The organism is Sphingobium sp. FW306-1B-F04DB (assembly GCF_058781925.1).
This window is the reverse complement of the sequence record NZ_JBYSXE010000043.1, coordinates 1-20,554: the sequence shown is the minus strand read 5'-3', so window position 1 is coordinate 20,554 and position 20,554 is coordinate 1. Positions and strand designations below refer to the sequence as shown.

36 protein-coding genes are annotated in these 20,554 nt (G+C 63.4%); 14 read left to right on the top strand and 22 right to left on the bottom strand.

All coding sequences use genetic code 11. The features are described 5' to 3' along the window. Positions 1 to 16: 16 nt before the first annotated feature. The 20 genes from AC3WJD_RS16550 to AC3WJD_RS16455 all read right to left on the bottom strand — a co-directional run bounded on the left by AC3WJD_RS16550 (position 17) and on the right by AC3WJD_RS16455 (position 11,085). A complete protein-coding gene (locus AC3WJD_RS16550; protein WP_492747814.1) occupies positions 17 to 742 on the bottom strand; it encodes a hypothetical protein in 726 nt (241 codons plus the stop codon). Further along, positions 702 to 1,010: a hypothetical protein gene (locus tag AC3WJD_RS16545; protein ID WP_492747813.1), complete on the bottom strand. Its 309-nt coding sequence runs from the start codon at positions 1,008 to 1,010 to the stop codon at positions 702 to 704. Before AC3WJD_RS16545 ends, AC3WJD_RS16550 begins: the two co-directional genes overlap by 41 nt. After that, positions 1,007 to 2,695 (bottom strand): portal protein, encoded by a 1,689-nt coding sequence (locus tag AC3WJD_RS16540; RefSeq protein WP_492747812.1) that lies wholly within the window; start codon positions 2,693 to 2,695, stop codon positions 1,007 to 1,009. The genes AC3WJD_RS16545 and AC3WJD_RS16540 overlap by 4 nt, the downstream gene beginning before the upstream one ends. A gap of 253 nt (positions 2,696 to 2,948) precedes the next feature. Continuing rightward, positions 2,949 to 4,451, bottom strand: coding sequence for a terminase (locus AC3WJD_RS16535; RefSeq protein ID WP_492747811.1), 1,503 nt, complete (start codon positions 4,449 to 4,451; stop codon positions 2,949 to 2,951). Next, on the bottom strand, positions 4,426 to 4,899 hold the full coding sequence (locus AC3WJD_RS16530; RefSeq protein ID WP_492747810.1) for a helix-turn-helix domain-containing protein: 474 nt from the start codon (positions 4,897 to 4,899) through the stop codon (positions 4,426 to 4,428). The genes AC3WJD_RS16535 and AC3WJD_RS16530 overlap by 26 nt, the downstream gene beginning before the upstream one ends. After that, positions 4,899 to 5,264 carry a hypothetical protein gene (locus AC3WJD_RS16525; RefSeq protein WP_492747809.1) on the bottom strand — a complete coding sequence of 122 codons (366 nt, stop codon included), beginning with the start codon at positions 5,262 to 5,264 and terminating at the stop codon, positions 4,899 to 4,901. The genes AC3WJD_RS16530 and AC3WJD_RS16525 overlap by 1 nt, the downstream gene beginning before the upstream one ends. Next, positions 5,261 to 5,383: a hypothetical protein gene (locus AC3WJD_RS16520; protein ID WP_492747808.1), complete on the bottom strand. Its 123-nt coding sequence runs from the start codon at positions 5,381 to 5,383 to the stop codon at positions 5,261 to 5,263. Before AC3WJD_RS16520 ends, AC3WJD_RS16525 begins: the two co-directional genes overlap by 4 nt. Positions 5,384 to 5,528: 145 nt before the next feature. After that, positions 5,529 to 6,017 (bottom strand): replicative helicase loader/inhibitor, encoded by a 489-nt coding sequence (locus tag AC3WJD_RS16515; protein ID WP_492747807.1) that lies wholly within the window; start codon positions 6,015 to 6,017, stop codon positions 5,529 to 5,531. Next, on the bottom strand, positions 6,004 to 6,966 hold the full coding sequence (locus tag AC3WJD_RS16510) for a hypothetical protein (protein WP_492747806.1): 963 nt from the start codon (positions 6,964 to 6,966) through the stop codon (positions 6,004 to 6,006). Before AC3WJD_RS16510 ends, AC3WJD_RS16515 begins: the two co-directional genes overlap by 14 nt. Continuing rightward, the gene (locus tag AC3WJD_RS16505; protein WP_492747805.1) at positions 6,963 to 7,256 is read right to left on the bottom strand and encodes a helix-turn-helix domain-containing protein; all 294 of its coding nucleotides are present in this window, start codon (positions 7,254 to 7,256) and stop codon (positions 6,963 to 6,965) included. The genes AC3WJD_RS16510 and AC3WJD_RS16505 overlap by 4 nt, the downstream gene beginning before the upstream one ends. Further along, positions 7,253 to 7,423: a hypothetical protein gene (locus AC3WJD_RS16500; RefSeq protein ID WP_492747804.1), complete on the bottom strand. Its 171-nt coding sequence runs from the start codon at positions 7,421 to 7,423 to the stop codon at positions 7,253 to 7,255. Before AC3WJD_RS16500 ends, AC3WJD_RS16505 begins: the two co-directional genes overlap by 4 nt. Continuing rightward, a complete protein-coding gene (locus tag AC3WJD_RS16495; RefSeq protein ID WP_492747803.1) occupies positions 7,420 to 7,836 on the bottom strand; it encodes a RusA family crossover junction endodeoxyribonuclease in 417 nt (138 codons plus the stop codon). The genes AC3WJD_RS16500 and AC3WJD_RS16495 overlap by 4 nt, the downstream gene beginning before the upstream one ends. Next, entirely contained in the window at positions 7,833 to 8,522 is a 690-nt protein-coding gene (locus AC3WJD_RS16490; RefSeq protein ID WP_492747802.1) for a hypothetical protein, read from the bottom strand. The genes AC3WJD_RS16495 and AC3WJD_RS16490 overlap by 4 nt, the downstream gene beginning before the upstream one ends. A 154-nt stretch (positions 8,523 to 8,676) precedes the next feature. Continuing rightward, positions 8,677 to 9,126 carry a hypothetical protein gene (locus AC3WJD_RS16485; RefSeq protein ID WP_492747801.1) on the bottom strand — a complete coding sequence of 150 codons (450 nt, stop codon included), beginning with the start codon at positions 9,124 to 9,126 and terminating at the stop codon, positions 8,677 to 8,679. After that, a complete protein-coding gene (locus AC3WJD_RS16480) occupies positions 9,123 to 9,263 on the bottom strand; it encodes a hypothetical protein (protein WP_492747800.1) in 141 nt (46 codons plus the stop codon). Before AC3WJD_RS16480 ends, AC3WJD_RS16485 begins: the two co-directional genes overlap by 4 nt. After that, complete coding sequence (locus AC3WJD_RS16475) at positions 9,260 to 9,943, bottom strand: DNA methyltransferase (RefSeq protein WP_492747799.1); 684 nt, start codon at positions 9,941 to 9,943, stop codon at positions 9,260 to 9,262. Before AC3WJD_RS16475 ends, AC3WJD_RS16480 begins: the two co-directional genes overlap by 4 nt. Then, complete coding sequence (locus AC3WJD_RS16470) at positions 9,940 to 10,071, bottom strand: hypothetical protein (RefSeq protein WP_492747798.1); 132 nt, start codon at positions 10,069 to 10,071, stop codon at positions 9,940 to 9,942. Before AC3WJD_RS16470 ends, AC3WJD_RS16475 begins: the two co-directional genes overlap by 4 nt. Continuing rightward, positions 10,071 to 10,208 (bottom strand): hypothetical protein, encoded by a 138-nt coding sequence (locus AC3WJD_RS16465; protein WP_492747797.1) that lies wholly within the window; start codon positions 10,206 to 10,208, stop codon positions 10,071 to 10,073. The genes AC3WJD_RS16470 and AC3WJD_RS16465 overlap by 1 nt, the downstream gene beginning before the upstream one ends. After that, a complete protein-coding gene (locus tag AC3WJD_RS16460; RefSeq protein ID WP_492747796.1) occupies positions 10,205 to 10,699 on the bottom strand; it encodes a hypothetical protein in 495 nt (164 codons plus the stop codon). The genes AC3WJD_RS16465 and AC3WJD_RS16460 overlap by 4 nt, the downstream gene beginning before the upstream one ends. Then, entirely contained in the window at positions 10,699 to 11,085 is a 387-nt protein-coding gene (locus AC3WJD_RS16455) for a hypothetical protein (RefSeq protein ID WP_492747794.1), read from the bottom strand. The genes AC3WJD_RS16460 and AC3WJD_RS16455 overlap by 1 nt, the downstream gene beginning before the upstream one ends. An 83-nt stretch (positions 11,086 to 11,168) precedes the next feature. On the opposite strand from AC3WJD_RS16455, the gene AC3WJD_RS16450 reads away from it, so the two are divergent. Beyond that, positions 11,169 to 11,426 carry a hypothetical protein gene (locus AC3WJD_RS16450; protein ID WP_492747793.1) on the top strand — a complete coding sequence of 86 codons (258 nt, stop codon included), beginning with the start codon at positions 11,169 to 11,171 and terminating at the stop codon, positions 11,424 to 11,426. A 99-nt stretch (positions 11,427 to 11,525) separates the two neighbouring features. Here AC3WJD_RS16450 and AC3WJD_RS16445 read toward each other — a convergent pair whose 3' ends face one another. Beyond that, the gene (locus tag AC3WJD_RS16445; protein ID WP_492747792.1) at positions 11,526 to 11,732 is read right to left on the bottom strand and encodes a helix-turn-helix domain-containing protein; all 207 of its coding nucleotides are present in this window, start codon (positions 11,730 to 11,732) and stop codon (positions 11,526 to 11,528) included. A 1,062-nt stretch (positions 11,733 to 12,794) separates the two neighbouring features. On the opposite strand from AC3WJD_RS16445, the gene AC3WJD_RS16440 reads away from it, so the two are divergent. The 3 genes from AC3WJD_RS16440 (at position 12,795) to AC3WJD_RS16430 (ending at position 13,659) form a co-directional block, all read left to right on the top strand. After that, positions 12,795 to 13,151: a type II toxin-antitoxin system HicB family antitoxin gene (locus AC3WJD_RS16440; RefSeq protein WP_492747791.1), complete on the top strand. Its 357-nt coding sequence runs from the start codon at positions 12,795 to 12,797 to the stop codon at positions 13,149 to 13,151. Positions 13,152 to 13,270: 119 nt separating this feature from the next. Beyond that, positions 13,271 to 13,498, top strand: a complete 228-nt coding sequence (locus tag AC3WJD_RS16435) for a hypothetical protein (RefSeq protein ID WP_492747790.1) — start codon at positions 13,271 to 13,273, stop codon at positions 13,496 to 13,498. Next, positions 13,495 to 13,659 (top strand): hypothetical protein, encoded by a 165-nt coding sequence (locus AC3WJD_RS16430; protein ID WP_492747789.1) that lies wholly within the window; start codon positions 13,495 to 13,497, stop codon positions 13,657 to 13,659. The genes AC3WJD_RS16435 and AC3WJD_RS16430 overlap by 4 nt, the downstream gene beginning before the upstream one ends. Before the next feature lie 82 nt (positions 13,660 to 13,741). Here the strand turns inward: AC3WJD_RS16430 and AC3WJD_RS16425 are convergent, their stop codons facing one another. Then, positions 13,742 to 14,032 (bottom strand): hypothetical protein, encoded by a 291-nt coding sequence (locus tag AC3WJD_RS16425; protein ID WP_492747788.1) that lies wholly within the window; start codon positions 14,030 to 14,032, stop codon positions 13,742 to 13,744. 46 nt (positions 14,033 to 14,078) lie between these two features. On the opposite strand from AC3WJD_RS16425, the gene AC3WJD_RS16420 reads away from it, so the two are divergent. The 10 genes from AC3WJD_RS16420 to AC3WJD_RS16375 all read left to right on the top strand — a co-directional run bounded on the left by AC3WJD_RS16420 (position 14,079) and on the right by AC3WJD_RS16375 (position 20,458). Beyond that, positions 14,079 to 14,324 carry a hypothetical protein gene (locus AC3WJD_RS16420; protein ID WP_492747787.1) on the top strand — a complete coding sequence of 82 codons (246 nt, stop codon included), beginning with the start codon at positions 14,079 to 14,081 and terminating at the stop codon, positions 14,322 to 14,324. Further along, a complete protein-coding gene (locus tag AC3WJD_RS16415) occupies positions 14,321 to 14,866 on the top strand; it encodes a hypothetical protein (protein ID WP_492747786.1) in 546 nt (181 codons plus the stop codon). Before AC3WJD_RS16420 ends, AC3WJD_RS16415 begins: the two co-directional genes overlap by 4 nt. Beyond that, positions 14,863 to 15,789: a YqaJ viral recombinase family nuclease gene (locus tag AC3WJD_RS16410; RefSeq protein WP_492747785.1), complete on the top strand. Its 927-nt coding sequence runs from the start codon at positions 14,863 to 14,865 to the stop codon at positions 15,787 to 15,789. The genes AC3WJD_RS16415 and AC3WJD_RS16410 overlap by 4 nt, the downstream gene beginning before the upstream one ends. Further along, positions 15,789 to 16,811 carry a recombinase RecT gene (locus tag AC3WJD_RS16405; protein ID WP_492747784.1) on the top strand — a complete coding sequence of 341 codons (1,023 nt, stop codon included), beginning with the start codon at positions 15,789 to 15,791 and terminating at the stop codon, positions 16,809 to 16,811. Before AC3WJD_RS16410 ends, AC3WJD_RS16405 begins: the two co-directional genes overlap by 1 nt. Next, complete coding sequence (locus AC3WJD_RS16400; RefSeq protein WP_492747782.1) at positions 16,811 to 17,029, top strand: hypothetical protein; 219 nt, start codon at positions 16,811 to 16,813, stop codon at positions 17,027 to 17,029. Before AC3WJD_RS16405 ends, AC3WJD_RS16400 begins: the two co-directional genes overlap by 1 nt. Further along, complete coding sequence (locus AC3WJD_RS16395) at positions 17,029 to 17,265, top strand: hypothetical protein (protein WP_492747781.1); 237 nt, start codon at positions 17,029 to 17,031, stop codon at positions 17,263 to 17,265. The genes AC3WJD_RS16400 and AC3WJD_RS16395 overlap by 1 nt, the downstream gene beginning before the upstream one ends. 50 nt (positions 17,266 to 17,315) lie before the next feature. Then, on the top strand, positions 17,316 to 17,501 hold the full coding sequence (locus AC3WJD_RS16390; RefSeq protein WP_492747780.1) for a hypothetical protein: 186 nt from the start codon (positions 17,316 to 17,318) through the stop codon (positions 17,499 to 17,501). 113 nt (positions 17,502 to 17,614) lie between these two features. Further along, positions 17,615 to 18,871, top strand: coding sequence for a DUF4942 domain-containing protein (locus tag AC3WJD_RS16385; RefSeq protein WP_492747829.1), 1,257 nt, complete (start codon positions 17,615 to 17,617; stop codon positions 18,869 to 18,871). Continuing rightward, positions 18,868 to 19,068 (top strand): hypothetical protein, encoded by a 201-nt coding sequence (locus AC3WJD_RS16380; protein WP_492747779.1) that lies wholly within the window; start codon positions 18,868 to 18,870, stop codon positions 19,066 to 19,068. Before AC3WJD_RS16385 ends, AC3WJD_RS16380 begins: the two co-directional genes overlap by 4 nt. A gap of 154 nt (positions 19,069 to 19,222) precedes the next feature. Then, the gene (locus tag AC3WJD_RS16375) at positions 19,223 to 20,458 is read left to right on the top strand and encodes a tyrosine-type recombinase/integrase (RefSeq protein WP_492747778.1); all 1,236 of its coding nucleotides are present in this window, start codon (positions 19,223 to 19,225) and stop codon (positions 20,456 to 20,458) included. Positions 20,459 to 20,554: the final 96 nt, after the last annotated feature.

Here is a 20,554-nt window from a genome sequence, read left to right as displayed (position 1 = left end):
TGCTTAACTCCCTCGATTAACCGGCTTTCTTGCCGTACCCTTTGCCGTAGAATTTTTCCGTTGTGCTCAGCTGCTCGCCGCCACTCGCCGCCGGATCGATATTCGCCTCGCCGATCGCCCGACCGACGCGCGCCATGAAGCGCACCATCTCGGGGTGGTTGCCGAGCCCGGATTCGTTGAGGAAAGTGCGGAAGACCTGGCCCTCGCCATCGGCGGGCAGGAACTTCGACATCGCCCGAGCAGACATCGCCTTGGTCTCGTCGAGCTTGGCGCCGCCGATCTCAGCATCGGCCAGCGTCTGGCGCGACCATTCCGCCCGGATCTGCGCCCCGGTCTCATCGGCGGCCTGCTCGGCACGCGCCTGTAGGAGCGGCAGGACCTTCTCGGCATAGGCGCCGACGAGCTTGGCTGCGGTCTCCTGATTGAGATCGAGCTCGCGCAGGACCGGCTCCACGACCTCAAGCGCCTCGGTGTCGAGCGTGACACCTTCGGGCATCTCGAATTCGTATTTGTCAGGGGCGCCGGTCAGGACGGGCTTGTCGGCATCGTCCTTCGGGGTGTCGGCATCCGCTTCGCCTTCGGGCTTGTCACCCTCGCCCGCTGCGGCTTGATCACCCCCTTCCCCTGCTGGAGCGGCGGAATCCCCGCCGAGAATGGTCGTGTCGACAGCCGTTTCCGCGCCCGGCTCGGTGGCGGGTGCGTCATTCGGAGTCGTCGTATCGGTCGTGGTTTCGTCGGTCACTGCGGTTCTCCTTGAGGTTCAGTTCCTCGGCTATCGCCAGATGCAGTGCGGCCAGCGGCTGACTGCTGTTCGTGGTCTGAGGAAGAGCTGCGTCTACCCAGCCGAGGATTTCCAACCCCAAGGAGCGCTTGCCTTCGTAGAGAAGGGCCGTGTCTGCCTTGGAAGCGGGTATGCAGATACCCGACGCCTCGACTATGCGATACAGGAATTTGCGAAATGCCGGGCTTTCCACCAGACCCTTGATCTCGACCTTCTCGGATGGGGTCATACCGACTGCTGCCCGATCTCGTTAAGCAGCGCCGCGGCCTCAACGCCTTGCTTGGCCGGAGCCGCAAGCGCCGCGATCTTCTCCATCTGCTGCTGCTGAGCGCGTGCGCCGCGGATCTGCTCGACGGTGTCCTTGTCACGGATGCCGACCGCGGGTGCACCGCTGCGCGACCAGTGATCCTCGACGAGCGCGTCACCATCGATCTTGTCGATGACGTCGGGCTGGAACTGTGCGACCGCGCCGACGAAGGCCAGCGAGCGTTCGGTCTGCCCCATGCCCATCATCTTCTGCGCCTGCGCCAGCACCGAGATGAACTCGATCTCGATCGGCATGCCGGCGATTTCTTCAGGGGGCGGCGGCAGGAGGTCACCGCGCTCGGCAATCCCGAATGCGCGGTCGACGCCGATGGCCAGCATGTCGTTGTTGACGCCCTCGATTACAGGGCCGAGCTGCGTCATCTTCTCGTCGTTGCGCAGGATCAGCTCCTGCTCGTTGCGAGGCTGGACGCCGTCCATCTGCGAAATCGCCATGAACAGGTCGGCATAACTGGCCTCGTCGATGGCGCGGTGGCAGCGCTCGACATCCTCGGCGACGAGCCCGATCGCCTGATAGGGCGCCTCGTAGATCACCTCGACCTTGCCGGCATCCATGCTGGCGACAGCGGTGTGGGCGCCGGGCCGCAGCTTGAAATCCTTCGCCGGGCCCTGTGTCGGCGGCCGCGTCACCAGATCGGTGACTTCGCCCTTGCGCTTGGCCTGGAACTGCAATTCGCGCATGTCCGGCAGCGCATCATGGCCGGGCCCGGTGCCCCAGACGTCGGAGCCGTAGAGCTTCCAGCGTGGCGCCCAGAACGGCTTGTCGTGATAGCCCTTTTCCTCGAGCGTGCGGCCGTCGCCCTTTTCCCCGGCGTCAGCCTCATCCCATTTGACGGAGCGCCACCGCATGCCCTCAGCACCCCAGCCATTCTGGCGGTAATCGGCATTGGGCTCGATCAGGTGGCGGACGCGGAAGACCTGCGTGTAGTTGGAATTGTCCCACGCCGTCTTGACGTTGGCGTGCACCCGCGACCAGTCCATCGAGTTGTCGGGGCGGTGGACGAAGGACTGCACCATCTGGCGGGTATCCATGCCCAGGATGCGCATCAGCGTGTCGACGTCGCCGTAGCGATTGGTCCCGATCGCGTACTCGCCTATGGTGAGCGCGGTGCAGCTGATGCCACGTTCCCAGTGCTCGTCCATCACGCCCGCTGCGGTCCCGAACTTGCCGAGCTCGCCGTAATTTGCACGGGCCACGCGGTAGAAGTTGGAGCCGGCGAACATCATCGCGACGACCTGCTCGCACTGCTCCAGCCAGATCTTGACCGCCTGGCTTGCCGTCAGGTCATCATCCTCGAGCTTGAACTTAAACCATGGCCGGTTGGGCGAGGACAGGCCGGAATACATCCCCGATTCCAGATAGCGGAACGCCCGCGTGGCATGGCCGTCGTAGAGTGCCCTAGCCTTGGGGCGCCTCGTCCCCGTTGCCGTCGTCATCAGCGCTTCGATGCGGGGGTGCCCGGTCAGTGCGGCGATTTCGTGCCAGTCCTGCTTCTGGTCGTCCTGGCAGCGCATCATCGATGCGGCGCGCGCCTTGACGTGCTTGATCAGGCTCGGCTCGTTGCGGGGATTGAGCGTCAGCGTCGCCACGCTACCCGCCAAGGACTGCGGACGTCGTCGACACCGGTTGAAGCGCGGCATTGTTTCCGGCCTGGATTAGCGCGGAGTAGCCACGGCGGCGGCGCGACGGATCAAGCTGGCGCTGCGCCGCATCACGCTCCGGCATCTGTGCCGCCTGGCGTTCAGGAACCGTTGTCGGTTTCGGAGCTTTGGGGACGATGCACATCGGGTATTCAAATACCCAGATGGCGGCGGGGCAACAACGGCGCGCCCGGTGGAAAGGTCAGTCGTCGTAGCGGGAATATTCCTGCTGCACGCCGTAGTTCGCGGGGTTGAGATAGCCGGGCACTGCGCGCGGGGCGACTGGCTCGGCGAAGGTGCAGGCCAGTGCATCGGCGTCGTCAGGCGATGGCAGGCCCCGTGCCCGCATGTGTTCCTTCTTTTCGAGCAGCACGCGCTGGTCGGCGTCGAAGCCATATTCGGGCGCGGTCAGGTCGTCCTCGATACATTGCTCGTCGGGAATCGCGCCATGCACCAGCCAGCCCCGCATAGAGCACCACATCTCGGCGCGCTTGTTCTTGGTCCTGATCCTGACCCCGGCGGCCCATTCGGTGTCACGGCCCTTGCCGCCAAAGTTCACCTCGACGATGAGCGTGTCCGGCAGCAGCTGGCGCAAGCGGTCGACGACGCCGGCACCCATGGCACCGACATCGACCATGATCGCATCTGGATGCCAGCGCTGCGCCTCGATCGCGATATCGCCGGCCACCTGCATGGTATCGGCGCCATGCCAGCGCTTCCACGGACGCGAACGGGCATCGCGGCCTTGCCGGATGGCGAGCGTCGAGTGGTCGTCACCAAAGCGGGCGCAGTCGACGCCGAAGATGACCGGGTCTGATTGAAGGACCTGGGGTTCACGCTTGCGGGCGGCTTGGACGAGATCGGCGCCGATGAACTGCAGCGACGAGGCGGACGGGAACATGCCGCGGACGCGGACCTTCACGATGTCGCTGTCCTCGCCATAGGTCGCAACGAGCTCGTCGAGATAGGCCTTGTTCGTGCCCTCGACGGTGCGGCTATCGATTTGCTTGGTGTCCCAGAGGTTGCGGTGCTTGCCGAAGCATTCCCGGAACGAGCCTGTGTTGAGCGTCGGGTTTCCGAAGGCGAGGAAGATGATTTCGGTGTGCTCGTCGGTCAGCGCACCAAGCGCGACCTCCCAGACATTGGGATGGATGCCCGATGCCTCGTCGAAAATCAGGATGATGCGCTTGCCCTGGTTGTGCAGGCCGGCGAACGCTTCGGTGTTGTTGACCGACCATGTGACGAGATCGGCGCGCCACGCCTTGTCATGGCCGGCGACGGTCGAGATTAGCGCGGTTGCGGTCGGCTTGAACCAGTCGGACGTGATCGAAAGATTCGACCATTTGGTGATTTCCGGGCCGGTCTTGGTGAGTAGCTGGCCCTCGGTGTTCGCGGTTGTCACAATGCGGGTGTCGACGCAGGTATCGAGCCCCCATTTGATCAGCATCGCGATCAGCGCGGATTTACCGATACCGTGCCCCGACGCCCGCGCGATGCGGCAGGGCTGATGGCGCGTTTCGGGATCCGCCAGATGCGCGCCGATCTGCTCCATGACCTCGCGTTGCCACACGCGCGGACCAGCCACGCCCTGCAGTGCCCCCTCACCCCATGGATAGGCAAACAGCGCATGGCCGAGCGGATCATATCGAAACGCGGCAATGCGCTCGAGCAGGCGCTGTTCAGGATCGATCGGTGCCGTCTGCATTCTTGCCCGCTGCGAGGTTGCGTTCGGCGCGCTCAAGACGCTCGGCAAGATCGCCCTTCACGTTCAGGTCGACTTCGGATTTCTCGCGCCAGGTCTCGCCGCGCCGGTTCTTCAGCCAGCTCATGGCAGCACCGGGATCGGGCGGCACATGCTCGACGATGGGCGCGCGCGTTATAAGCCCCTGAAAGTGAAACACTTTCTCCGCGTTGAAACTATAGCCGACCGCGCGCTGGTAAAGGCTGCGCTCTACGCGATCGTCCAACACGTCCTTGCCAACCTTGAGTGCCTGACAAAATTCTGGGTGGGAATGCTTCCAGCGATAGATCGTCCGGACATCGACCTTGAAGAAATCCGCCAGTTCCATGTCGGTCGCACCGAGCGAGCAAAGCGTCTCCGCCTGCTCCGCGAACTCCTGTTTGTAGTTTTTAGGACGACCCCGGCCAGCCATTATTCCGCCGCCTCCGCCAACGGCACATCGGCCCGCGCGATCCGTTCGCACAACAGCCTGAAATCCTCGTCGCGCTTTACCAGCGCCTTGGCGATGCGGAAACTGTACAGGATGGTGGAATGGTCGCGGTTGAGCGCCCGTCCGACTTCATGGCTCGACACGGGCAGGCCGGTCATCGCGGTGTAGACGATGGCCTGGCGCATCCGACACCACCGCGGCACGATGCAGCTCGACCGGATGATTTTCACGATGCGGGGATTGTCGGCCGCGGCACGAAAGATCAGGTCGCAGACACCGACGGGGGCATTTGCGACTGCGGAGAGCACCGAGGCCGATGCGTAGCGATCGACGGGTTGAATGATCATCGTGCCTCCCTCAGAGCTTCAAGCGCCGATGCGGTGAGCGCCAGTGCGGTCAGGACGAGTACGCCGACACCGCTGGCCCTGACGCCGTCCGCGGCGATCCAGTTCAGGAGATCGGCCATCACTCCCCCCGTCCGTTCGTTGCGGTGTTCGCCATGCTGGTTGCCGCCTTCCAGAGGTACATCAGCACCCCGCAGCCCCAGCACTTGGGCGGTTGGGGGTTGTCCGATTCCGTCCGGCATCCGCAGAGACAGGCGAAGTGGTGGGTCATGGGCGACCCGCCGATAACTCAGCGGCAACCTCGGCCTTGATGCGTGCCACATCCTCGGGACTGCAGCGCTGGCTCTCATCGAAAGGCGGCGACCACTCGCGTTCGTGTTTGAACAGCAGGCGTTTCAGGTTGCCGATCTTGGCCTGTCGCTTGCCGAGTTCTGGAGCGGCCACTTCGCGCAACTCGGCGACGGTTGGAAAGAACCGGCTCGTCTGGGCGATCCGGCGGAACGCCGATGCGAGGATGTCGAACGGGATGTCGCGCAGCAGATCGATGTAGAGCTCGAGCCGCGCCGCGGTTTCACCGTCGCTGAGTTTGCCATTCGGATACAGCAGCGCGATCTTGACGATCATCCGTTCGATCTGGTCATCCGTTGACGGTGCCAGCCCGGGCTCCAGTCCTGCGATGACGTCCGGGATCAGTGCGGCGACGTCACGGTCGACGACCGGGAGATAGGCATAGGCGCAGGTCTCAGCGTCCTGCATCGGCTCGACTAGCGCGGCGGGCAGCGACGGCTCTGACCATCGGATTGCCAGGGCCTTGCTCGGCGTCACGGTTTGAAGGTTGGTAGCCATTTGCAGCCGCCTCCTTGCGGGCTTTGGATTGACGGATCGGGGCGTCGAAGAATGCGAGGGAACTGATGCGCTGATCGGTGTTGACGAGGCCCTGGCGAATGACGGGGGCGATCTCGGTTTCTGGGTCGAAGCCATCGGTGAGCCAGCGGTTGACGGTCTCCTGATTGCGGAGCACCTGCGCCGGGTCGATGTGCCGGACACCGGCCATTCGGGCGATCTCGTCGGTGATTCCGATCAGGTCTCCGGGCCAATCGTCGGGACCAACGCGCGCGCTCGCGCTATCACCAACATCAATATTATTCCCTGTCTCTGTCCCTATCCCTGTCCCTTGGATCGGTTTTCCCTCGGGACAATTGGGGAGTGTCCCCGGGGACAAATTGGGGACCGGAAGCGGGACAGGTTCGCACTGTCCCTCGGCGAAATCCTCAAACGTCGGATAAGGAATGGCGGAATTGTGCCGTTGGTTGTGCTTTTTGATCCGTGCGCACTCTGTCCGCCAGCGCTGTTGGAGCTTGCTGTTCCATGCGGAAAGCGCCTGCTCGGCGACAACGGGGTGATACAGCCTTCCATCGCTACATTTTGCAAAACCGCGAAGTGCTCCGGCTTTTCTCTTCTTCCAGGTGCGCGAATCGCGTCCCAGACCGATCAGGCGCATCAGCACATTGTCGTTGTCCGGGAGGCTCCCGGCGGGGATCTGATGCCACGATGCAGCCCATAGCAGGACGGCGAACCAGCATGCCTCCGGGTCCTCCTCAGCCGCCAGATCGCTGTCGCGGAGGCGCGCGACCTGAAGCGGCATGAACGGGAAGTCCTGCAGGTCGCACTCGGGCGGCGTCAGGGGTTCTGGTAAGTCTGTCACGCGGCCTCCAAAGCTGCCGCCAGCGCGGCAAAGTCCCGATCGTGCTCGATGAGGCTCTCAGCCTTGCGAAGCCCGTGGATGACGGTCGTGTGGTCCCGGCCCCCGATGCGTCGACCAATCTGGGCAATAGACATGCCGTTGAGGCGCATCGCCACCATGCACGCCCATCGGACACCGACGACTTCAGCCACGCGGCACGGGCCCATCAGTTCGGGAACCGTGAGCCCTGTCAGATCGCAGGCGCGTTGCACGATCCGCTGGCCGGTAAATATGGCGGCATATCTGCTCACCGGCAGCGCCCCCGCGTGATGGTTGCGTTCGGGCCGCCGATGCGTCGCGCCTCAGCCTCAGCGGCCTCGGGCGTGTGAAAGAGGATGTTGCCCCAGTGCCCGGGCATGCTCAGGCGCGCGCCCGGCGTCTTGCGACCAGTTGTGATGAGGAAAGTCGGCGCGGTCACGCTGCCTCCACCGTGACTTCGACGCGGGGCAGCGCTGCATAGCGCTTGGTGGCGGTCAGGACGACGACCTGGGCATCATCGCGCCAGACAATGCCGTTGAGGCCGTCGAGAACAGCCTTGGCGAAATTGTCGACGTCGGGGCGCGCAGTCGGCCTGAGGGTGCCGTTCAGGGCCGCGGCCTGTTTCTTGCGCGACCATGAGGGCGGAATCGGGAGGAACACATCGACGCGCAGCGCGATCGGATCCTCCACCGGACTGCGGCCGCACATGCCGTCAAAGCCAGCGGCGCCAACCCTGCCCTCGAATGAAACCGTCTTCCCCGGAGTATAGGCGCGCGCGAAGCCGCCCCGCACCGAGATGCGGGGACGACCCTTTGCGACCGGCGGGCCAGGTATGGTGAAGCGCGTAATCACGCCGCCTCGTTGTATTCGTCGCCGATGTCGGGAAACTTGGGCTGATCGGCATCGATCTCGGGCGCGCCAGCCTCTTCCATGAACTCGTCGGCGCCGGACGTGACGACAAGAACCTCGCGACCGCAGGCTTCATGGAGCGACGCAACCACGTCGCCGGTCGAAGGAAATTTCAACTTCGCCTCGACGCCGTCCTTTTCCTTGTACTCGACAAGGCGGGCGACGATGCAAGGCCGTTCGCCGGCCGCGATGATTTGCGCGACCCGCTTGACGAGTTGGCGCGAATAGCGGTCCGCCGCATCTGCGAAATCGCGCTGCTCGCGCTCCGCCATGAACGGCCAGGCCTTGGGCTGAGCCTTGAACCATGAAAGGATGCTGTCGCGGATATCACCGCGCAATGTCTCGGCTGCGAGCTCAATCAGCGGGTCATTGTCCTCGGGCGTTTCGGTCACGTCGTCATGCTTGGGCATATCGATTTCCTTCGTTGCAACCGCAGGCCCCGCGGTCAGGGGTTGATAGGCCTCCGCGGCTGGCGGGGATTTCGCGTCGTCGGCGTCGATCAATTTCGCCTCGCCGATTGTGATGCCCGTGCGCTCGGCCGCAATGGACAGATCTATTCCGGCGCGGCGCATGGTGCGGTAGTTGCGCAACTGCTGCGATCCGCCGAGGTTCTGGGTGAAGTCGGTCATGCACCAGTCCTCCGCTTCCGGGTTCTCCAGCCCTTTTTGGAGCGCAGCGAAGGCATCCGAGCGTCGCGCGCCTGGACGTGATCCCGGCTGTTCTCCAGCGTCAGCCGGTCGGCATCGGTCAGGATCAGCGGTTCAGGGAGAGGTAAGCGATCCATCATGGAAACCTCACTGACAGCCGTGTCGCGGTGTGGCCGCAGCCGACATCGGCACGCACGCCGCAGCGCGGGCATGGATCACGGTCGATGACGGGTGGGACGTCTCTGGGGTCGGGATTGGCGAGGTGATGACGAATAGGCGTGCGATAGGGACGCTTCGGTGCGTTCACATTGTTCGCCCGCAACCGCCAGTGTGGCTTGTGGCGGGCGCCTGCGGTGCTCCTGCCGGTCGCCACGATGGTGACGATGCGTGATTTGCCGAAGCGCTCGGCCCGGATCAGGCCCTCGCGTTCAAGCACGGAGATGACGCGAGCGCCGGTCGAGACGCTGTCCGCGCCCACCGCCATCGCAATGTCGAGATTGCTCGGGCACTCGCTGCCGCTAGCGACGGCGCGTTCGATCATTTCCATGACGCGGGCGCGATCCTCGGCTGAGACCCGTAGCCTCATCGCGCCCTGCTCCCCGCTGCGGGTGCGGCATTCGCGGCGGTCACCGACGGCGCGACAAACAGCGCCCGGAACTTCTCGACGGAGCGCGTGCGTCCGCGTAAATCGGTGCGGCGGATGGTGGCTTTGACCGGGGTCATGCTGCCACGGCCTCCTGCGCATCACGGAGGCGGCGGCATGCGGTCTCGAAATGCACCGGGTTCTTCTCGATCCCCACGAAATTGAAACCGGCCTTGATCGCTGCAACGCCGGTCGAACCAGTGCCCATGAAGGGATCGCAGACCACTGCGCCCGCAACGTTCGCCATGATCTTGTCCATCACGGCATCGGGCTTCACCGTCGGGTGGCCGAAGGTTTTCGACGGCATGGACGGTGCCGAGGTCCACCGGTGCATGTCGTGGTGCCCGCCGCGGGGGTGATAACCCCGGTTCCAGGCATGAATATACGGCTCGGTATCGGCCAGGTAGTGCTTGTTCCTGTGCGGCGACGGGTTGGGCTTGGTCCACGTCAGTAGCGCGAAGCGGTGAAAGCATCCGTCGAGATAGGTCAGCAGTTTCGGCAGCTGGTCGTTGTGACAGAACACGACGACAGAGCCGCACAGCAGCGGGTTGATGATGGCGTGGTCAAAGCCCTGATCGAGGCCTTCGGCGACGATCTGGTCGCTTGCGCCGCGCGCCTTGCGAAAGGCCCCGCCGCCCGAGTTGTTGAACTCGTACTGGGGATCCATGACATCGGCGTCCATCCAGCCGAGCCGGGGACGGATGTCATAGGCGTTGCCGAGGTACAGCGTCGCGCAGCCGATGACGACGGGCTCGATCACCCCAGCACCGCGCGCAGGGCATGGCTGACCAGCGCCGACGCGGCGATAATCATCCCGGCCCCCGCCGTGAATCCCAGCCCGCACCAGAAGCTGATCTGCACCATTTCGCGGATCTCGACCCAGCGCATCAGTTCCCTCCCACGATGAGCCCAGCCGCAAGCGCCGCAAGCGCCCCGGCCAGGATGAAGCTGAAGATCATCGCCCGGCGCGCGGATGCAGGATCGGGCGTGACGGGCTTGCGCGGCTTGTAGTTCCGCGGGGTCATGCCGCGGTCCTCAGGTTGGGCTTGCGAATGTCGGCGAGCCGCGTCAGCCAAGTACCGGTCACGCGGTGGACCTTGCGCAGCAGCGTTTCGTCCATTTTCAGGATTTCGTGATCAATCACGTCGGTACCGCCGGGGCTGTCGGGCGATTCCGCCTCGGCTACCTGACTGGCGAGCGTGATGATCGAGATCGTCAGCGGGTCGGTGCCGCAGATTGCGTCCTTGGGGACTTTGCGCTGCTGATACTCGCCGTCGAGCTCGTCATGGGCAGTTTGGTCGAGGGCGAGCAGATTGTAGTAGGCGCGCAGGCCCGGCAGCGAGCCGTTTGCGAGGTTTCCGAGCTGGCGCTTCGACTGGTAGCCCAGCGCCTGCGCGACCTTCGCCGCACCGTGTTCCTTGATCAGCCGCGACAGCAGAACCATGAAGGCGGCATGGAACTCGTCTTCATCGAGCGCGTAAATTTTCGGAACGACACTGTTACGATCGTGGCCCATTAACGCGCTCCATGATGAAGGGGAAATCCGATCCCGAGCCCGTCGAGCTCGAAAGCCGCGCGCCGTGCTGCGGCCGCGTCGTTCACCGCGAGCGCGGTTGCGATGAGGGGATCAAGATCGGCGCCGTCGTGCGCCGGATCATTGCGAGGCTCGCCGAGCAGCTTGGCCCAGCGGTGGATCGTGTGGGCCGCGAAGGATGCAACGAACGCGCCGACAGTCCGCCGGGGGGGTGGCAAACTGTCGGCGCGCCCTTCCCCGGGGTACGCGGCGAGCGACCCATCCCCGAGGCTGCGACCCGGCGCGCTATGCGTCGCGCTGGGACATTGGGGAACGTTGCAAGGTTCGACGAAGGCGGGCGTGACGCCACAGACGGTGCAGCGGTCCATCTCAAAGGCCCTCCAGGAGCGGAGATTGACTCCCCGCTCCCTTCGGCCATCCTGCGGCTAGCAAGGTGCGCAGGGAGGATTGAATGGACGACGCAGAACTACGCAGAATTCTCGAAAAAGCCGCGGCAGACGTCCCGCGCATTCCCGGAATTGATCTCGCATCCGCGCTCGCAGTCTGTACGATCAGGGCGCTGGAAAAGAGGTTTCCCGGCATCCGCGACGAAATACGCGCCGAGATTGTCGCGTCGGCCGAGCGCATGGAGGCCAGCGAGAGCGTCGAGCTTCGCGAGGACGCTCCAAGCATGCGCGAAATCGCTGATAGCTGGGTGTTCATGGAATAGACCTCCGCTGCCCTTCACGGCGGGCGACGTCTCGCCGCTTGATCTCCTCGCGAACGATCTCGCGAAGCCGGGCTTCCTGTTCGGGGGTGAAGGGCGCGGTCATGCTGCTGCGGCCTTGGGCTCAGCAGCCTGGATCGCACGCACCAAAGGTGCCCACGTTCCATCGAGCCGGGGGTCTACCTCGCCCTTCTCGATCCTCATGATGGTGGTCTCGTGGACCTTGGAGGCCTGCGCCAGTTCGGCACGGGAAAGCTTGGCCGCTTCTCGAGCGGTTCGCAGCGTGGACGGGTCGAGAGGATCAATCATGCGCTGGAAATTAACTGCATATGTGCAGCATGTCTAGCGCAAATATGTGCAGCGTGAATTCGCGGGTGCCTTTGGGCTATCCTGCATTCATGCAGCCAGAACAGGAAATCATCGCCGATTGGATGAACCGCATTCGCAAGAAGAAGGGTTGGTCGTGGAAGCGGTGGGCAGAAGAAACGCCAGGCATAGGATCAGACACGACGCTTAGCCGCGCCGTGAAGCCGGATTATAAGTCCGTCACCAGTGTGCCGACATTGCATGCCTTGGCCATGTCGGCCGAGGAGCCATCAATCCTGGACTTCCTCAGTGGTAGAGCGTCGATCCCATACGAGCGCCCAAATCCAGAGACAATGGCGCCTCTGGTGGCGGCGCTAATTCCATTGCTCCCGAGCGGGCGCGTGACGGATCAATCGCTTCGAGCCTTGTGCGAAGCTCTGTCATATGGGCTTGGGTTGCTACAAGATCAGCGTTCCAACTCGCCCACGAAGGATGCGATCGGCGTGGCCTCTCGCGCAGCAATAGCTCGATTTCGCGAGCTAATCGCTGAATCATGATTCGGCACATGGCGCAGTCCAGAAAGCACGTAGAACAGCCGTTCTCGCACTCGGGATTGTCCAGTTCAATTCGTATTGTTGCGCCCAGCATGTTCCCAGTCTGTTCCATAAAATCCTACACCACCAGTTACAAAATCACGCGTACTTCTCGTGGTTTGGAATGAGGGCATTGCCGAATCCTTGACGTCGCGCCGGTCCGAGGCCCACGGTGACAGCAGATTGTGCCACCACTGGCGCGCAACGGCGGATTATGCTGGCAGATGAATGGGTTTCAGCGCCAAACACTCGAGGCGGTCTTTGCAGAGCCGGTCCCGTCCCTCGCTTGGGACGCGATCGACGATTTACTGACGAGCATCGGTTGCACGGTGGTGCAGGAGGAAGGCCGGCGTGTTACCTTTGAGCTGGACGGAGCGATCGGCAGCTTCGAGCGGCCCAAGCCAGGCAACCCTGTTGAGCATTACATCGTTCGCGCGGTGAGAGATTATCTAAGGCAGGTGGGAGTAGCGCCATGAAGGCGGTCACCTACAAAGGGCAATTTGCCCGGATCGAGTTCGATCCCGACGACATGATCCTGACCGGTCGACTGGCCGGCATCCCGGATGTCGTCACGTTCCACGCCGAGACGCCAGCGGGCATCATCAAGGCGTTCCGGGATGCGGTGGACTGCTACATCCGGGCCTGCGAGGTCGCGGGCAAGGAACCGGAGCGCCCCTATTCCGGCAGGCTCTCGATCCGTGTGGATCCGGAGTTGCATGCGCAGGTAGTGCGTGCGGCCGAGCTGTCCGGCATGAGCTTCAACCAGTGGGGCGAGGAGGTTTTCCGCCGCGCCGCCCTCGATATTCACGCCGAGGCGGTGCCCGTCTGATTCGTTGAAAGCTTTATGCGCAGCGCTTTGACGCTGCACATGTGCATTTTCTTCTTGACGGCTTACCTGCACATATGCAGTATATCCCCATAGCCGATCCCCGGCTGTGAGGACTTACCATGGCGAAAGCCACCCACATCGAAGCCGCCGCGCCGCTGTCCGCCCACGAGCGGAACCTGCTGGCCGTCGTGGCTGCAAAGGCTGAACTCGGCCCCCGCCCCGTTGTGATCGTGCCCGAGGGCGCAGGTCAGACGCTGGCGACCGTTACCCGCATGTTCGAGCAGATGGATGCTCAGGCGAAGTGGGACCGGGCGATGCGGGCTCGGGTTCGGGAGTTGGGGGCATGACCCGCGCCACCCGCCCCCTGTCCAAAGTCGCGGCCCCGTCCGCCGATCTGGACCGAGTCCTTGGCGACATCGCCGAAATCGAAACGCCCGCAATGAAGTGGGTCAGGAACGCTGCCGCCCGGCTTCGGGAGATCGAACAGCGCAGCATGGGAGAAATGTAATGGCCGAGGGCGTAACCAGAACGATCGCCGAGAAAGATGGCTGGCTCATCGACGAGCGCGGCAATCGCAACAGCATCGCATATCACGGATCGCGCGAGGCGGCTGAAAAGGCTCTGCTGTCGCTGATCGATTGCGACAACTGCACCAACTGCTCGCGCTGCTCGTACTGCTCGGACTGCTCGTACTGCTCGTACTGCTCGCGCTGCTCGTACTGCTCGGACTGCTCGTACTGCTCGTACTGCTCGTACTGCTCGTACTGCTCGTACTGCTCGGGCTGCTCGTACTGCTCGCGCTGCTCGGGCTGCTCGCGCTGCTCGGACTGCTCGGGCCTAAAGGGCGCCGAGACGGTCGAAATCCCCAAGATCGAGAACATCCACCAGGCGATCTACGCGGCGGTATCGCAACCGCAAGCGCTCGAAATGGGATCATGGCACACCTGCGAGACGACGCACTGCCGCGCGGGCTGGACCGTCACGCTGGCGGGTGATGCCGGTAAGGCGCTGGAAGCACGGTTCAACACCGAACTGGCCGCGATGCTGATCTATCGCGAGAGCGGCTCTCCGATCAATCCCTGCCGGTTCTACGACGGCAACGAAGCGGCAATGGCCGACATGCGCAAGCTCGCTGAAGCCGAGGCTGAAACACTGACGGGAGAAACCGCATGATCGAGACCATCGCAATCGCCGCCATCGCGTTCGCCGGGGGATATGCCCTGCGCGCGTACCCGGCCAACCGGCTGCGCGAACGGCTGACCTCGGAACTGGCCAGCGCCCGCGCCGAGGCCGAGCGCCTGCAGATCGAGAAGCAGGCCGAAGTTGAAAGCCTCGGCCGCGTCATCTCCAAGAACCTCAAGCTGAAGGCCCGCTTGGACGCCATCATCGGCATGGAGACGCCGGGCATGGCTCACATCGGTAAGAGGATGGTTTCGGTCGCACGGGATGGCGCGTCCGGCGATTTCATCCCCGCAGATCATATCAGGAAGATCGTCGAGAGCGGCGAGTGCAGCCGTGTCGATGTCGGCAAACCGGGGTACGACGAACAGGGTCGCTGGTACGCGACTGCGTGGAATCCGCGAGTGAGCGCCGTCGGGACAGCCTATGCCGCAAACCCGCGTGAGGCCATCGACGGAGCTGTCGCGGATATGCACGCGACCGCAGCGAAGAAGATCGACGCTTCGGTGGCGACCAAACTGGATATCGCAGCGTGAACGCGCAGACCAAAATCCTTGCCGGTGACGGCGACGACGCATTCCGCGCTTCAGTCGTCGGCGCCAGCGAGGTTGCAGCGCTGTTCGGCGCCTCGCCCTGGCTTACACGCTTCGAGCTCTGGCACCGCAAGCGGGGCACCATCGCGACGCCTGACTTCGGCGGTAACGAGCGGATCGAATGGGGCATACGCCTCGAATCCGCGATCATCGCCGCGGCATGCGATCGCTTCGGATATCAGAAGCTGGAGACGCCGAAGCGGCTCGACAACGATAACGGCCTTGGCGGTCATCCCGACCAGATCGTCATGTGTCCGCGCCGCGGCCGCATTGTCCTCGAGGTCAAGACGGTCGACTGGCTCGAGCGCAAGAAATGGGGCGAAGAGCCCCCGCTGCAGTACCTGCTGCAGAACCAGGCATATATGGGCCTCTCGGGGTGCCAACATGGCGATGTCATCGTTCTCGTCGGCGGCAACGCGCTGGAGCGCTTCACCTATGAGTTCCGGCCCGTACTGTTCGCGGACATGGAGGCGCGGGTCGTCGAGTTCTGGCAATCGGTCCACGCAAACGATGCGCCGAAGCCGGATTACACCCGCGATGGCGACACGCTGATCGAAGTGCTCGGCGAGCCGAACGACACGGTCATAGACCTGCGGCTCGATAATCACGCCGACGCGCTGGCCTGCGAATGGCTGGAGGCAAAGCGCGCGCTCAAGGAGGCTGAACTGCGTGCCGACGTCGCCAAGTGCGAGCTGATGCTCAAGATCGGAGTAGCGGGCGCAGCAATGCTCAATTCGTACCGGATCGGCTGCAACCAGACCAAGGGCAGCGCCGGCACGCTCATCACCGAGGAAATGGTCGGAACGCACATCGGCGCCCGCAAGGGATACCGGCGGTTCGACGTCAAGGAAATGGAGGCACGATAATGGCTACCCAACTCGCAACGCGTACCGCGGATCCGGTCACGGTCATCCGGCAAAACCTCACCATGATGGCACCGCAGTTCAAGGCTGCACTGCCGACGCACATCACCGTCGAGAAGTTCACGCGCGTCGCGATGACCGCGATCCAGAACAATCCCGACCTGCAGCGCTCGGATCGTCAGTCGCTGTTCGGCGCCATCGTGCGTCTGGCGCAGGACGGATTGCTGCCTGATGGCCGCGAGGCGGCGGTCGTCATGTTCGGCAACAAGGCGCAGGCCATGCCGATGATTGCGGGCGTCCTGAAAAAGATCAGGCAATCCGGCGACGTCGCCAAGGTCAGCGCGCATGTGGTTTACGAAAACGACCATTTCGTATGGAAGCTCGGCTTTGACGAGAGCGTGGAGCACGAGCCGCCTGCGCTGAACGAGCCCCGGGGTGCCCCGATTGGCGCCTACGCCACCGCGGTTCTCAAGGACGGATCACAGCTGCTCGAGGTAATGAGCCACGAGGAGATCGAGAAAGTCCGCGCAGTCAGCCGCGCCGCGAGGAATGGCCCTTGGGTTCAATGGTGGGGTGAGATGGCGCGCAAGACCGTGATGCGCCGCCTTTCCAAGCGCCTGCCCATGTCGACGGACCGCGATGACGATGTGTTCGAGCGCGACGAGACGCTGGAACCCGAGCCCGCCGCGATCGAGCATGTCCCCGCCGACGAACCGATGTCGCGCCTCGATGCCCTCGAACACCAGATTTCACACCAGCCCGACGAAGCCGATGAGGAAGCATCGGCTGCTGCTGACGCCCCCCAGGAAGCCGAGCAGTCGGCGGCTTCCGAAGGCCCTGCCGAGGATCAGCGCGGCGAGATGATGACGATCGAGCGGGCGCTGGACGAGATCAGGGGCGCCGAGATGGTCGCCGATGTGAAGTCGCGGTTCGCTGCACTCGAAGGCAACTTCTCGGGCCCGGCGCTCGAGCAGCTGCAGGACGCTGCCGATCTTCGGATCGAGGCGCTGAAGGGGCGGAAGTGATGAAGTTGGGTCGCTTCACCGTGAAAGCCGAACGTTGGCCTTGGCAAGGCTATGGCTGGCGTTCGACCGGGGCGCCATCATTGCGCGCGCCGCTCAACAGCCATGCGGCGCGGTTCGGCGGTGGTTGGCGCTTCAAGTTCGGCGTCGATGTCGGGACTACCGGATTAATCTTGAACTTGGTGTTCGGGTCCGTCCGCGTGAACTGGGGCAAGCGCTGATGACCCTCCCCGAACGCCGCCTCGCCGGACTCGACGCCATCAGCCGCACACGCAGCCTGACGGAGGCCGAACAGGTCGAGGTGATGCTGCGCGCCCGCGAGGCGAGGAAGCACAAGCGCCGCAGGGAGCGGTATCGCACCGAGCCCGATTATCGCCTGGCGCGGATCAACGAGCACCGGGCGCGCAAGGGCATCTCGCTCGCGGCGTCGCTCGACGAGGTTCGGACGATAGTTTGAAATTCACAAGGGACGGGGCGGCGCCCAATAAGCCCGCCCCGGGAAATTCGATGACCAAAGAGCAGAAGGCGCTGGCCCGGCTCGACAAGGCAAGGGCTGAACACCGCGCGGCACAGGCTGAGGTGGATCGGCTGCGTCAGGATTACATGCGCAACACCCGTCAGTTCGGGGTCTCGGAGGCGATGTTCCGGGATCGCGTGCTGAACGGTGAGCCGAGACGGAGTGATGCGGCGTGAGTGTCCCAGCCCTTCAGCGCACCGTTCTCGACCTGATCGGCGAGTACGAGCAAAAGCACGCGGCTATTGAAGACGCGATCGGCGACTATAACGCGGCGTTCGATCGCTTGGGCATGGCTGCTACGGTCCAAGGCGCCTTCGTCGAGCCGGTGGGAAGCAAGTCCTACCTGCATGCCAGCAGCCTGCAGAAGAACCTGCTCAAATCCGGATGGAAGGCGATCTACAACCGTCTTGAGATTGCTCGCGTCGCCAGCGCCAAGGACAAGCAGCTTTTCGAGCGGACGATCGCCGATCCGCCGCCGCTGACCTTCGACAACGCGAAGGCGACCTTCGGTGACTATTTCGTGCGCCCGCGCTTCCATATCCTGCGCGGCCTGGCAGAGGTGTTCGCCGACCTGGACCCTGCCTACAAATCGCACTCCAAGGTGAGGATCGGCGTCAAGGGACTTCCGAAACGTATAATCCTGAATGGCTGGGGTGAGTATGGCTATGGCTGGTCGCGCGACAAATTCCGCGATGTCGTAAATGCGCTCGCTGCATATCAGGGCAAGCCGGCGTTTGAACATGCTGAGATGTCGGCGATTGGCGCCGCTCATAACCTCGGCGAGGACGCAATCCTTGACGGGCGCGTCTACACCGTGCCGCCCCGATACGCACATCACGAAGCGGATCAGTTTGCGACGGTCGATCGAGGGATAACCGTCCGCAAGTTCGCCAATGGTAATGCCCATGTCTTCTTCGACAAGTGGACGCTGCTCGACATCAACCGTGCGCTTGGAGAGTTCTATGGCGAGGTGCTGCCGGACGCAGAAGAAGAAGGCGTAAGGCCGAGCGCCAGCACTGCGGTATCCAAGGATCTGCAATTCTATTGGTCGCCCCCTGAGGTCGTTGAGGCCGCGCTGGATTACGCGGGGATCAACCGGCGTCAGGATTATAGCCGAAGCGAACCGCCCGCTTATCGCGTGCTCGAGCCTTCCTGCGGCGACGGGCGAATCCTCGACGAATTGCGTGCTCGCGGCTGTCGGGCGCTCGGCATTGAGTATCACGCCCCGCGAGCATCCGAGGCGCGCGCCAAGGGGCATTCGGTCGTCACGGCGAACTTCCTCGAACAGGCGCCCACGCCGGAGTTCGACAAGATCGTCATGAACCCGCCCTTCTATGGTCGGCACTATGCCAAGCACGTCCGGCACGCGGTGAAGTTCCTCAAGCCTGGCGGAACGCTCGTATCAATTCTGCCCGCGACGGCCCATTATGATCACGACGAGATCAAGGGCGAATGGCGCGACTTGCCCGTAGGTAGCTTCGCGGATGCTGGAACGAACGTACCCACCGGACTTCTGCGCATCACAGCACCGAGGGCGGTAGCATGATCACCGCAGCCGGAAAACAGATCCTCCGCAGCGGCCAGCACTTCGCGGACGCCATCGACCCCGACGCCGCCGCCATGATCGTCGCCGCGTTCAACGAACCGGCGCGGCGTGCTGAAGTGTTGCGCGCGAAAGGCGACAATGACGGGGCGCTGGCGCTCGAGGTGCTGGCGCAGGATATTTTGCAGGGGTTGGTTTGATGGGGATGCCTTTCGACGAGATCATGGCGAAGGTGCAGCGCGCCGCCCGCAATGGCGAGCGCCTGCACCTCGACCCGGACCACGTTATGGCGATGGTCGGGTCGCGCATGTACTCTGTGCTCGCTGAGCTGCAGGCAAAGGAACTTGAGGACGCATGGCAAAACGTGATGAGCGGGTCCGACTTGGTGGCTTCTGGCTGCACTGGCGCAAGGACCGCGAGCATTGGGCCATCCAGTGGAATGACCCCGGAGCAAAAACGAGCCGCGGAATCAGCACTGGCATATGCGACTACAACGATGGCTATCCGCCAAACGAAGCGGTCCAAGCCCTTGCCGCGCATTACGGCGCCAACGGGAAGCCGGAAAAGGTCGACCACCTCGGCCAGGCCAGCGTCAGTCGAATCATGAGCATGTGGCTCGCCCAGCAAGGATCGAAGAAAGCCCGCGCCGCGCAGTACGGATATTCAGTGCGCCATTGGCAGCGCTTCTTTGACAAGGAAGGCGGCGACATCACCGTCGACAAGCTGACCGACGATGCTTTCATCCAGCGCTTCTATGACATGCGCTTTGCAGAGGGGGTGAAGGGCGAGACTATATTCGGAGACCGCGCCGCACTGATGCGCGCCATGAAATGGGCCGTCGAAAAGCGCACCCTCCCCTATGTGCCGACAGTCCTGGCCGTGGATCCGGAAACGCGGTCCGATCCGAAAGAGGTCGAGTACGATCAGGAGCAGGTCGCGGCGCTGCTAGAGCAGGCGTGGTCCAAGACCGACCGCCATCACGTCCACCTGTTCACGATGATCAGCTTGTCGACCCACGGCCGCACCGAGGCGATCATGGAGCTCGAATCGGACCAACTGCGCAATGGCCTGGTGTTCTTCAATGCACCCGGCCGCAAGCAGACGACGAAGAAGCGGACGATCGTTCCAGTTGCCCCTTCGCTGTCGCCCTGGCTGAAGGATCGTCACGGCAAGATCATTTGCTACCGGGCGCTCACCAAGGCGACGTCGTGGGCCAATGCCGAGGTTCCGGAATATTTCGAGCGCCCGACTTATTCGATTCGCGGGTCGTTCTCGCGGTGTCTCGTCGATGCCGGGATCGTCGACAGCGAGGGCAACCCGTGGGGCTCGCCCAACAGCCTGCGCCATACGGTCCACACCTATCTGCAGACGGTCGGCGTGCCCCAGGCGCAGATAGATTCGGCCGCCGGCCACAACAGCGAGAAGGGCTCAGGTCGGAACTACACCCACCTGCGACCCGGCTATCTGAAGGATTTTATCGAGGCGATCGAGGCCTATTGGACCGACATGGACAAGCTCACCACGGCGCACCGTCGGAACCAGATCGGAACCAAGATCATCTCGCTCCCGACACGGAAGGCTGGTAAATGACCGGAAATCGTGGGTTTGTGATGGTGGAGCCGAGGGGGATCGAACCCCTGACCTCTACAATGCCATTGTACGCCGATCTGCAGAAAACCGCGAAAA